This window comes from Buttiauxella sp. B2 (assembly GCF_006376615.1).
Lineage (GTDB): Bacteria > Pseudomonadota > Gammaproteobacteria > Enterobacterales > Enterobacteriaceae > Buttiauxella.
Genome location: NZ_VEXQ01000034.1, coordinates 1 through 12479 on the forward strand (window position 1 = coordinate 1; position 12479 = coordinate 12479).

8 protein-coding genes and 1 pseudogene are annotated in these 12479 nt (G+C 50.0%); all 9 read left to right on the plus strand.

Annotation, left to right across the window (positions count from 1 at the left end; genetic code table 11):
- A pseudogene (gene tuf, locus FH968_RS21695) lies at positions 1-133 on the plus strand (elongation factor Tu); the annotation flags it as partial.
- A 234-nt stretch (positions 134-367) separates the two neighbouring features.
- Positions 368-751, plus strand: a complete 384-nt coding sequence (gene secE / locus FH968_RS21705) for a preprotein translocase subunit SecE (protein WP_139883277.1) — start codon at positions 368-370, stop codon at positions 749-751.
- A gap of 1 nt (position 752) precedes the next feature.
- Complete coding sequence (nusG, locus tag FH968_RS21710; RefSeq protein ID WP_034461806.1) at positions 753-1298, plus strand: transcription termination/antitermination protein NusG; 546 nt, start codon at positions 753-755, stop codon at positions 1296-1298.
- 159 nt (positions 1299-1457) lie between these two features.
- The gene (gene rplK, locus FH968_RS21715; protein ID WP_139883279.1) at positions 1458-1886 is read left to right on the plus strand and encodes a 50S ribosomal protein L11; all 429 of its coding nucleotides are present in this window, start codon (positions 1458-1460) and stop codon (positions 1884-1886) included.
- Positions 1887-1889: 3 nt separating this feature from the next.
- Positions 1890-2594, plus strand: a complete 705-nt coding sequence (rplA, locus tag FH968_RS21720; RefSeq protein WP_139883281.1) for a 50S ribosomal protein L1 — start codon at positions 1890-1892, stop codon at positions 2592-2594.
- Positions 2595-2889: 295 nt separating this feature from the next.
- Positions 2890-3387 carry a 50S ribosomal protein L10 gene (gene rplJ, locus FH968_RS21725; protein ID WP_034461803.1) on the plus strand — a complete coding sequence of 166 codons (498 nt, stop codon included), beginning with the start codon at positions 2890-2892 and terminating at the stop codon, positions 3385-3387.
- A 66-nt stretch (positions 3388-3453) separates the two neighbouring features.
- Complete coding sequence (gene rplL, locus FH968_RS21730; protein WP_064515273.1) at positions 3454-3819, plus strand: 50S ribosomal protein L7/L12; 366 nt, start codon at positions 3454-3456, stop codon at positions 3817-3819.
- Positions 3820-4143: 324 nt separating this feature from the next.
- Complete coding sequence (gene rpoB / locus FH968_RS21735; RefSeq protein WP_139883284.1) at positions 4144-8172, plus strand: DNA-directed RNA polymerase subunit beta; 4029 nt, start codon at positions 4144-4146, stop codon at positions 8170-8172.
- Positions 8173-8247: 75 nt separating this feature from the next.
- On the plus strand, positions 8248-12474 hold the full coding sequence (gene rpoC / locus FH968_RS21740; protein WP_139883286.1) for a DNA-directed RNA polymerase subunit beta': 4227 nt from the start codon (positions 8248-8250) through the stop codon (positions 12472-12474).
- Positions 12475-12479 lie beyond the last annotated feature (5 nt).

Genomic DNA, 12479 nt, shown 5'->3' on the forward strand with positions numbered 1-12479 from the left:
AATGCCGGGCGACAACATCAAAATGGTTGTTACCCTGATCCACCCAATCGCAATGGACGACGGTCTGCGTTTCGCAATCCGTGAAGGTGGCCGTACTGTAGGTGCGGGCGTTGTTGCTAAAGTTATCGCTTAATCGCTGATAACATTTGACGCAACGCGCAAGAAAAGGGCATCATTTGATGCCCTTTTTGTACGCTCTCTGCGCAGAACCTGGCTCATCAGTGATTTTTTACTCATAATCATTGTTGAAACAGGCTCTGAAGATGGCGTTATACCGAATAGTGCCTGAAAAGAGCCATTCGGTTTGGTTTTGCCTCGCATATGCGGGGCAAAAATGTTTGTCTGAATTATTGTGACGGGTTGGTTTATGAGTGCGAATACCGAAGCTCAAGGAAGCGGGCGCGGCCTGGAAGCGATGAAATGGCTGGCAGTTGCAGTCCTGCTTATTGCGGCGATCGTGGGCAACTACATTTATCGTGATGTGTCTCTGCCTCTGCGTGCCCTGGCAGTGGTTGTTCTGATTGCTGCAGCGGGTGGTGTCGCGCTGTTAACGACGAAAGGCAAAGCTACAGTTGCTTTCGCCCGTGAAGCGAGAACCGAAGTTCGTAAAGTGATTTGGCCAACTCGGCAGGAAACTTTACACACCACCTTAATCGTGGCGGCTGTTACAGCTGTAATGTCACTGATTTTGTGGGGGCTGGATGGTATTCTGGTCCGCCTGGTTTCTTTTATTACTGGCCTGAGGTTCTGAGATGTCTGAAGCCCCTAAAATGCGCTGGTACGTCGTTCAGGCGTTTTCCGGTTTTGAAGGCCGCGTAGCAACATCGCTGCGTGAGCATATCAAATTGCACAACATGGAAGAGTTGTTTGGTGAAGTCATGGTTCCGACCGAAGAAGTAGTCGAAATCCGTGGCGGCCAACGTCGCAAAAGCGAGCGTAAATTCTTCCCGGGCTATGTTCTGGTCCAGATGGTTATGAATGACGCGAGCTGGCACTTGGTGCGCAGTGTTCCGCGTGTGATGGGTTTCATCGGCGGTACTTCTGACCGTCCGGCACCAATCAGCGATAAAGAAGTTGATGCGATTATGAACCGCCTGCAACAGGTTGGTGATAAACCGCGTCCGAAAACGCTGTTTGAGCCAGGCGAAATGGTACGTGTTAGTGATGGTCCATTTGCTGACTTTAATGGTGTAGTTGAAGAAGTAGATTACGAAAAGAGCCGCTTGAAGGTTTCTGTATCTATCTTCGGCCGTGCTACGCCGGTTGAGCTGGATTTTGCCCAGGTAGAGAAAGCTTAATAATTAGGTTGTAAAAGCAGCGATTACTCGTTGCACGAGGCGTGAGATTGGAATACAATTTCGCGCCTTTTGTTTTTACGCGTCCTGTATGTGTAGAACGATTTATTCACGGGGAGCCTTCATTGTGTAAGGCGCTATAACCCACCAGAGGAAATTAAGATGGCTAAGAAAGTACAAGCCTACGTCAAGCTGCAGGTTGCAGCTGGTATGGCGAACCCAAGTCCACCAGTTGGTCCAGCTCTGGGTCAGCAAGGTGTTAACATCATGGAATTCTGTAAAGCGTTTAACGCCAAAACTGAATCCATGGAGAAAGGTCTGCCAATTCCGGTTGTTATTACCGTTTATGCTGACCGTTCTTTCACTTTCGTTACTAAAACCCCACCGGCTGCTGTTCTGTTGAAGAAAGCTGCAGGTATCAAGTCTGGTTCTGGCAAGCCGAACAAAGACAAAGTGGGTACAGTGACCCGTGCTCAGGTGCGTGAAATCGCAGAAACCAAAGCTGCGGACATGACTGGTTCTGACGTTGAAGCGATGACTCGCTCCATCGAAGGTACTGCTCGTTCCATGGGCCTGGTAGTGGAGGATTAAGAAATGGCTAAACTGACCAAGCGCATGCGCGTGATCCGTGACAAAGTTGATGCAACTAAACAGTATGACATCAACGAAGCCGTTGCCTTGCTGAAAGAGCTGGCCACTGCGAAATTCGTAGAAAGCGTTGACGTTGCTGTAAACCTCGGCATCGACGCTCGTAAATCTGACCAGAACGTACGTGGTGCAACTGTACTGCCGCACGGTACTGGCCGTTCAGTTCGCGTAGCCGTATTTGCCCAAGGCCCTAACGCTGAAGCAGCTAAAGCTGCTGGCGCTGAGCTGGTAGGTATGGAAGATCTGGCTGACCAGATCAAAAAAGGCGAAATGAACTTTGACGTTGTTATTGCATCTCCTGATGCAATGCGCGTTGTTGGCCAACTGGGCCAGGTTCTGGGTCCACGTGGCCTGATGCCTAACCCGAAAGTTGGTACTGTAACTCCTAACGTTGCTGAAGCGGTTAAGAACGCTAAAGCGGGTCAGGTTCGTTATCGTAACGACAAAAACGGCATCATTCACACCACCATCGGTAAAGTGGATTTTGACACTGATAAACTGAAAGAAAACCTGGAATCTTTGCTGGTTGCGCTGAAAAAAGCTAAACCATCTCAGGCTAAAGGCGTTTTCATTAAGAAAATCAGCCTGTCTACCACTATGGGTGCAGGTGTTGCGATCGACCAATCTGGTCTGAACGCGGTAGCGAACTAATAATCGCTGCTTTACGCGGGCGTTAGATTGGTCTAAAATCCTACGCCCGTTGCCTTGCTATGTGAGGCACACAGAATTTTCGGTTGGAGCCTGGCCTTATCTAGGCCTCCGTCCAAGACCGCAGGAGTTTCGCGAGAGACTTAATTCCCTGCGTAGACGGTGACAGAACCTGAAGAATATTTTTGATAGTCTTTGGCTTGTTTCTGCTCACCGTATGTCGACGTTCATTACCGTTTTGGTGATGAACGAAGTGAGTTCCGGGGGAAACCCCGGCTAATATCCAGGAGCAAAGCTAATGGCTTTAAATCTTCAAGACAAACAAGCGATTGTTGCTGAAGTCAGCGAAGTAGCCAAAGGTGCGCTGTCTGCGGTTGTTGCGGATTCCCGTGGCGTTACCGTAGGTAAAATGACTGAACTGCGTAAAGCAGGTCGTGAAGCTGGCGTTTACATGCGTGTTGTTCGTAACACCCTGCTGCGCCGCGTTGTTGAAGGTACTCAGTTTGAATGCCTGAAAGACACGTTTGTTGGTCCAACCTTGATTGCATATTCTATGGAACACCCGGGCGCTGCTGCTCGTCTGTTTAAAGAATTCGCTAAAGCGAATGCAAAATTCGAGGTTAAAGCTGCAGCCTTTGAAGGTGAGCTGATCCCGGCGGCCCAGATCGATCGCCTGGCAACTCTGCCAACTTACGAAGAAGCAATCGCACGCCTGATGGCAACCATGAAAGAAGCCTCTGCAGGCAAATTGGTTCGCACTCTGGCTGCTGTACGCGATCAGAAAGAAGCTGCTTAATTGCACTTTTCTTTCTAACGCATTTGCTTACGTATAAACTTATTCTGATTTTCAGGAACAATTGTTATGTCTATCACTAAAGATCAAATCATTGAAGCAGTATCCGCTATGTCTGTAATGGACATCGTTGAACTGATTTCTGCAATGGAAGAAAAATTCGGTGTTTCCGCTGCTGCTGCTGTTGCAGGCCCTGCTGCTGCTGCTGAAGCTGTAGAAGAGAAAACTGAGTTCGACGTTATTCTGAAAGCTGCTGGCGCTAACAAAGTTGCCGTTATCAAAGCAGTTCGTAGCGCAACTGGCCTGGGCTTGAAAGAAGCTAAAGACCTGGTTGAATCCGCTCCAGCTGCGCTGAAAGAAGGCGTGAGCAAAGATGACGCAGAATCTCTGAAGAAAACTCTGGAAGAAGCTGGCGCTGAAGTTGAAGTTAAATAAGCCAACCTTTCCGGTTGCAGCCTGAGAAATTAGGCTGATGGCTGGTGACTTTTTAGTCACCAGCCTTTTTGCGCTGTAGGGTACCAGTGGCATTTCACACTGTTTGACTGCTGGTTTCCTTTCAATGTTTGTCTCTATCTACGCCTTAATATACTACGACTTTCTACACCGGGAGTTCCGGGGTGAAGCGTGGCGAAATGGTTTAAGAGTGATAGAAACAGGTATTGCGGAAAGTGTTCCACTTTCCGGTCCACAAAATAGTGTTGCACAAACTGTCCCCTTGTCGGGCAGATGGGTCGACTTGTCAGCGAGCTGAGGAACCCTATGGTTTACTCCTATACCGAGAAAAAACGTATTCGTAAGGATTTTGGAAAGCGTCCACAAGTTTTGGACATTCCTTATCTCCTTTCTATCCAGCTTGACTCGTTCCAGAAGTTTATCGAGCAAGATCCCGAAGGGCAGTATGGTCTGGAAGCGGCTTTCCGTTCCGTGTTCCCGATCAAGAGCTACAGTGGCAATTCAGAACTGCAGTACGTCAGCTATCGTCTTGGCGAACCAGTTTTTGATGTCAAAGAGTGTCAGATTCGTGGCGTGACGTATTCTGCTCCGCTGCGTGTAAAACTGCGCCTGGTGATCTACGAGCGTGAAGCGCCGGAAGGCACCGTTAAAGATATTAAAGAACAAGAAGTTTACATGGGTGAAATTCCACTCATGACTGATAACGGCACCTTCGTTATCAACGGTACTGAGCGTGTTATTGTTTCTCAGTTACACCGTAGCCCAGGTGTGTTCTTTGATAGTGATAAAGGTAAAACCCACTCTTCTGGGAAGGTACTGTATAACGCACGTATCATCCCTTACCGTGGTTCTTGGCTGGACTTCGAATTCGACCCGAAAGACAACTTGTTTGTACGTATCGACCGTCGCCGCAAACTACCTGCGACCATCATTTTGCGTGCTTTACAGTTCACCACTGAGCAGATTCTTGATCTGTTCTTTGAGAAAGTTAATTTCGAAATCCGTGACAACAAGCTGCAAATGGAATTGGTGCCAGAACGCCTGCGTGGCGAAACTGCATCCTTTGACATCGAAGCTGACGGCAAAATCTATGTCGAAAAAGGCCGCCGTATTACTGCGCGCCATATTCGTCAGCTGGAAAAAGACGATATCAAGCTTATCGAAGTTCCGGTTGAATACATTGCTGGTAAAGTTGCGGCTAAAGACTACGTTGATGCATCGACTGGCGAACTGATTTGCCCGGCGAACACGGAACTGTCTTTGGATCTGTTGGCTAAGTTGAGCCAGTGTGGTCATAAGCGTATCGAAACGCTGTTTACCAACGATTTGGATCACGGCGCATACATTTCTGAGACCATCCGTGTCGACCCAACTAGCGATCGCCTGAGCGCGCTGGTTGAAATCTATCGTATGATGCGTCCTGGCGAGCCACCAACTCGCGAAGCAGCTGAAAACCTGTTCGAGAACCTGTTCTTCTCCGAAGACCGCTATGACTTATCTGCGGTTGGTCGTATGAAGTTCAACCGTTCTCTGCTGCGTGATGAGATCGAAGGTTCAGGTATCCTGAGCAAAGACGACATCATTCAGGTGATGAGAAAACTGATCGGTATTCGTAACGGCCAGGGCGAAGTGGATGATATCGACCACCTCGGCAACCGTCGTATCCGTTCCGTTGGCGAAATGGCGGAAAACCAATTCCGTGTTGGCTTAGTACGTGTTGAGCGTGCGGTGAAAGAACGTCTGTCTCTGGGCGATCTGGATACCCTGATGCCTCAGGACATGATCAACGCCAAGCCTATCTCTGCTGCGGTTAAAGAGTTCTTCGGTTCCAGCCAGCTGTCTCAATTTATGGACCAGAACAACCCGTTGTCTGAGATTACGCACAAACGCCGTATCTCCGCACTCGGCCCGGGTGGTTTGACCCGTGAGCGTGCAGGCTTCGAAGTACGTGACGTACACCCAACTCACTATGGTCGTGTGTGTCCAATCGAAACCCCTGAAGGTCCGAACATCGGTCTGATCAACTCCTTGTCTGTTTATGCACAGACAAACGAATACGGTTTCTTAGAAACTCCGTATCGTCGCGTTGTTGACGGTGTTGTGACTGACGAGATTCATTACCTTTCTGCTATTGAAGAAGGTAACTACGTTATTGCTCAGGCGAACACCAACTTGAGCGAAGAAGGTCGTTTCGTAGACGACCTGGTAACGTGCCGTAGCAAAGGCGAATCCAGCTTGTTCAGCAACGACCAGGTTGACTACATGGACGTTTCCACCCAACAGGTGGTTTCTGTCGGTGCGTCCCTGATCCCGTTCCTGGAACACGATGACGCCAACCGTGCATTGATGGGTGCGAACATGCAACGTCAGGCCGTTCCAACTCTGCGCGCTGATAAGCCGCTGGTTGGTACTGGTATGGAACGTGCTGTTGCCGTTGACTCCGGTGTTACTGCGGTTGCTAAACGTGGCGGTACTGTTCAGTACGTGGATGCTTCTCGTATCGTTATCAAAGTTAACGAAGACGAAATGCTGGCTGGTGAAGCAGGCATCGACATCTACAACCTGACCAAATATACCCGTTCAAACCAGAACACCTGCATCAACCAGATGCCATGTGTGTCTCTGGGTGAACCTGTTGAACGTGGCGACGTGTTGGCAGACGGTCCGTCTACTGACCTCGGTGAACTGGCTCTTGGCCAGAACATGCGCGTAGCGTTCATGCCTTGGAACGGTTACAACTTCGAAGACTCCATCCTCGTATCTGAGCGTGTTGTTCAGGAAGATCGTTTCACAACTATTCACATCCAGGAACTGGCATGTGTGTCTCGTGACACCAAGCTGGGGCCAGAAGAGATCACTGCAGACATCCCTAACGTGGGTGAAGCTGCTCTCTCTAAACTGGATGAATCCGGTATCGTTTATATCGGTGCTGAAGTGACCGGTGGTGACATTCTGGTTGGTAAGGTAACGCCGAAAGGTGAAACCCAGCTGACTCCAGAAGAGAAACTGCTGCGTGCAATCTTCGGTGAGAAAGCGTCTGACGTTAAAGACTCTTCTCTGCGCGTACCAAACGGCGTTTCCGGTACCGTTATCGATGTGCAGGTCTTTACCCGCGATGGCGTGGAAAAAGACAAGCGCGCGCTGGAAATCGAAGAAATGCAGCTGAAGCAGGCGAAGAAAGACCTGACTGAAGAACTGCAGATCTTTGAAGCTGGTCTGTTTGCTCGTATCCATGCTGTGCTGGTTGCTGGCGGTGTTGAAGCTGAGAAGCTTGACAAATTGCCACGCGATCGCTGGTTGGAACTGGGTCTGACTGACGAAGAGAAGCAAAACCAGCTGGAACAGCTGGCAGAGCAGTACGACGAGCTGAAGCACGAGTTTGAGAAGAAACTTGAAGCTAAGCGCCGCAAAATCACTCAGGGCGATGACCTGGCACCTGGCGTGCTGAAAATCGTTAAAGTGTATCTGGCCGTTAAACGTCAGATCCAACCTGGTGACAAGATGGCAGGTCGTCACGGGAACAAAGGTGTTATCTCCAAGATCAACCCGATCGAAGATATGCCTTACGATGAAAACGGCACGCCGGTAGATATCGTGCTGAACCCGCTGGGCGTACCATCTCGTATGAACATCGGTCAGATTCTGGAAACCCACTTGGGTATGGCTGCAAAAGGTATCGGCGAGAAAATCAACGCCATGCTGAAGAAGCAGGAAGAAGTGACCAAGCTACGCGAATTTATCCAGAAAGCGTATGACCTGGGTTCAGATATTCGTCAGAAAGTAGACCTGAACACCTTCACAGATGATGAAGTTCTGCGTCTGGCTGAGAACCTGAAAAAAGGTATGCCGATTGCTACTCCGGTATTCGACGGTGCAAAAGAGTCGGAAATCAAAGAGCTGTTGCAACTGGGTGGACTGCCGACTTCCGGTCAGATCACACTGTTCGATGGCCGTAGCGGTGAACAGTTTGAGCGTCCAGTAACCGTAGGTTACATGTACATGCTGAAACTGAACCACTTGGTTGATGACAAAATGCACGCGCGTTCTACCGGTTCTTACAGCCTGGTTACTCAGCAGCCGCTGGGTGGTAAGGCTCAGTTCGGTGGTCAGCGCTTCGGTGAGATGGAAGTGTGGGCGCTGGAAGCATATGGCGCCGCCTATACCCTGCAGGAAATGCTGACTGTTAAGTCTGATGACGTTAATGGCCGTACCAAGATGTATAAAAACATCGTGGATGGTAACCATCAGATGGAACCAGGCATGCCGGAATCCTTCAACGTATTGTTGAAAGAAATCCGTTCGCTGGGTATCAACATCGAGCTGGAAGACGAGTAATCGTTGCTCAAAAAGTCCAGGGTGCCCAGCTAACGCTGGGCATCACAGAGTGCTAACTCCGACGGGAGCAAATCCGTGAAAGACTTATTAAAGTTTCTGAAAGCGCAAACCAAAACCGAAGAGTTTGATGCGATCAAAATTGCTCTGGCCTCGCCAGACATGATCCGTTCTTGGTCTTTTGGTGAAGTTAAGAAGCCAGAAACCATTAACTACCGTACGTTCAAACCAGAACGTGACGGCCTTTTCTGTGCCCGTATTTTCGGACCAGTAAAAGACTACGAATGCCTGTGCGGTAAGTACAAGCGTTTAAAACATCGTGGCGTGATCTGCGAGAAGTGCGGCGTTGAAGTGACCCAGACTAAAGTACGCCGTGAGCGTATGGGCCACATCGAACTGGCTTCCCCGACTGCACACATCTGGTTCCTGAAATCGCTGCCATCACGCATCGGTTTGCTGCTGGATATGCCACTGCGTGACATCGAACGTGTTCTGTACTTCGAATCTTATGTGGTTATCGAAGGCGGCATGACTAACCTCGAAAAACGCCAGATCCTGACTGAAGAGCAGTATCTGGATGCGTTGGAAGAGTTTGGTGACGAATTTGATGCGAAGATGGGTGCGGAAGCTATTCAGGCCTTGTTGAAAAACATGGATCTGGAGCAAGAGTGTGAAACTCTGCGCGAAGAGCTGAACGAAACCAACTCCGAAACCAAACGTAAAAAGCTGACTAAGCGTATCAAACTGCTGGAAGCGTTCGTTCAATCTGGTAACAAACCAGAGTGGATGATCCTGACAGTTCTGCCGGTTCTGCCGCCAGATCTGCGTCCATTGGTACCGCTGGATGGTGGTCGTTTCGCAACTTCAGATCTGAACGATCTGTATCGTCGCGTTATCAACCGTAACAACCGTCTGAAACGTCTGCTTGATCTGGCTGCTCCTGACATCATCGTACGTAACGAAAAGCGTATGCTGCAGGAAGCAGTAGATGCCTTGCTGGATAACGGTCGTCGCGGTCGTGCGATTACGGGTTCTAACAAGCGTCCTCTGAAATCTTTGGCCGATATGATCAAAGGTAAGCAAGGTCGTTTCCGTCAGAACTTGTTGGGTAAACGTGTTGACTACTCCGGTCGTTCTGTAATCACCGTAGGTCCGTACCTGCGTCTGCATCAGTGCGGTCTGCCTAAGAAAATGGCACTGGAGTTGTTCAAACCGTTCATCTACGGCAAGCTGGAATTGCGTGGTCTTGCTACCACCATTAAAGCTGCGAAGAAAATGGTTGAGCGCGAAGAAGCCGTCGTTTGGGATATCCTGGACGAAGTTATCCGCGAACACCCGGTACTGCTGAACCGTGCACCAACTCTGCACCGTTTGGGTATCCAGGCATTTGAACCTGTACTAATCGAAGGTAAAGCTATCCAGCTGCACCCGCTGGTTTGTGCGGCATATAACGCCGACTTCGATGGTGACCAGATGGCAGTACACGTTCCACTGACGCTTGAAGCTCAGTTGGAAGCGCGTGCGCTGATGATGTCTACCAACAACATCCTGTCACCTGCGAACGGCGAGCCAATCATCGTTCCTTCTCAGGACGTTGTATTGGGTCTGTACTACATGACCCGTGACTGTGTTAACGCCAAAGGCGAAGGCATGGTGCTGACTGGCCCTAAAGAAGCTGAGCGTATCTATCGCGCAGGTCTGGCCTCTCTGCATGCGCGTGTAAAAGTGCGTATCACTGAATATGAAAAAGGCGAGAACGAAGAGTTCGTTGCCAAAACCAGCATTATCGACACTACCGTAGGTCGTGCGATTTTGTGGATGATCGTACCGAAAGGTCTGCCTTACTCCATCGTCAACCAGGCGCTGGGCAAGAAGGCAATCTCCAAAATGCTGAACACTTGTTATCGTATTCTGGGCCTGAAACCGACAGTAATCTTTGCTGACCAAACAATGTACACCGGCTTTGCCTATGCGGCACGTTCAGGTGTTTCTGTTGGTATCGATGACATGGTCATCCCTGCGAAGAAAACTGAAATCATCTCTGAAGCGGAAGCTGAAGTTGCTGAGATTCAGGAACAGTTCCAGTCCGGTCTGGTAACAGCGGGCGAACGCTATAACAAAGTAATCGATATCTGGGCTGCGGCGAACGATCGTGTATCCAAAGCGATGATGGACAACCTGCAAACCGAATCCGTTATTAACCGTGACGGTGTGGAAGAGCAGCAAGTTTCCTTCAACAGCATTTACATGATGGCCGACTCCGGTGCTCGTGGTTCTGCGGCACAGATTCGTCAGCTGGCAGGTATGCGTGGTCTGATGGCTAAGCCAGATGGCTCCATCATCGAAACGCCGATCACTGCGAACTTCCGTGAAGGTCTGAACGTACTCCAGTACTTCATCTCCACACACGGTGCTCGTAAAGGCTTGGCGGATACCGCACTGAAAACTGCTAACTCCGGTTATCTGACGCGTCGTCTGGTTGACGTTGCGCAGGATCTGGTTGTGACCGAAGACGATTGTGGCACCCTCGAAGGTATCACGATGACTCCGGTTATCGAAGGCGGCGATGTTAAAGAACCACTGCGTGATCGCGTTCTGGGCCGTGTAACGGCTGAAGATGTGATTAAGCCGGGTACTGCAGACATCCTGGTAACCCGTAACACCTTGCTTGATGAGCAATGGTGTGACTTGTTAGAACTTAACTCTGTTGACAGCGTTAAAGTCCGTTCCGTAGTAGGTTGCGAAACTGACTTTGGTGTGTGTGCGCACTGCTATGGTCGCGACCTGGCACGTGGTCACATCATCAACAAAGGTGAAGCTATCGGGGTTATCGCGGCACAGTCCATCGGTGAACCAGGTACTCAGCTGACGATGCGTACGTTCCACATCGGTGGTGCGGCATCTCGTTCGGCTGCTGAATCCAGTATTCAGGTTAAGAACAAAGGTAGCATCAAACTCAGCAACGCTAAGTCGGTTGTGAACTCTGCCGGGAAACTGGTCGTCACTTCTCGTAACACCGAGCTGAAACTGATTGATGAATTCGGTCGTACTAAAGAGAGCTATAAAGTTCCTTACGGTGCGGTAATGGGTAAAGGTGATGGCGAGCAGATTGCAGCGGGCGAGACCGTAGCAAACTGGGATCCGCACACCATGCCAGTCGTTTCAGAAGTAAGTGGTTTCATCCGCTTTACTGACATGATCGACGGCCAGTCCATTACTCGTCAGACTGACGAACTGACAGGTCTGTCATCTCTGGTTGTTCTGGATTCTGCAGAACGTACCGCGGGTGGTAAAGACTTGCGTCCAGCACTGAAAATTGTTGATGCTCAAGGCAACGACGTTCTGATCCCTGGTACAGATATGCCAGCTCAGTACTTCCTGCCAGGTAAAGCGATTGTTCAGCTGGAAGATGGCACTCAGATTCACTCTGGTGACGCCCTGGCGCGTATTCCTCAGGAATCCAGCGGTACCAAGGACATCACCGGTGGTTTGCCACGTGTTGCTGACCTGTTCGAAGCACGTCGTCCGAAAGAGCCAGCTATCCTTGCTGAAATTAGCGGGATCATCTCGTTCGGTAAAGAAACCAAAGGCAAACGCCGTCTGGTTATCTCTCCACTCGACGGCAGCGATGCTTACGAAGAGATGATTCCTAAGTGGCGCCAGCTGAACGTGTTCGAAGGTGAAGTTGTAGAACGCGGTGACGTTGTTTCCGATGGTCCAGAATCTCCGCATGACATTTTGCGTCTGCGTGGCGTGTATGCTGTGACTCGTTATATCACCAACGAAGTGCAGGACGTTTACCGTCTGCAAGGCGTTAAGATTAACGATAAACACATCGAAGTCATCGTGCGTCAGATGTTGCGTAAAGCAACTATCGTCAGCTCTGGTGGTTCTGACTTCCTGGAAGGTGAGCAGGCTGAATACTCTCGCGTCAAGATCGCTAACCGCGGACTGGAAGCGAACGGCAAACTTAGCGTGACATTTGCACGCGATTTGCTGGGTATCACTAAAGCCTCTCTGGCAACCGAGTCCTTCATCTCCGCGGCATCGTTCCAGGAGACAACTCGTGTGCTTACCGAAGCAGCTGTTGCGGGTAAACGTGATGAACTGCGCGGCCTGAAAGAGAACGTTATCGTCGGTCGTCTGATCCCAGCTGGTACCGGTTATGCGTACCATCAGGAGCGTATGCGCCGTCGTGCAGCGGGCGAAGCACCAGTTGTACCTCAGGTCACTGCAGCAGATGCAACTGCCAGCCTGGCAGAATTGTTGAATGCAGGTAATCTGGGCGGTAACGATAACGATTAATCGTT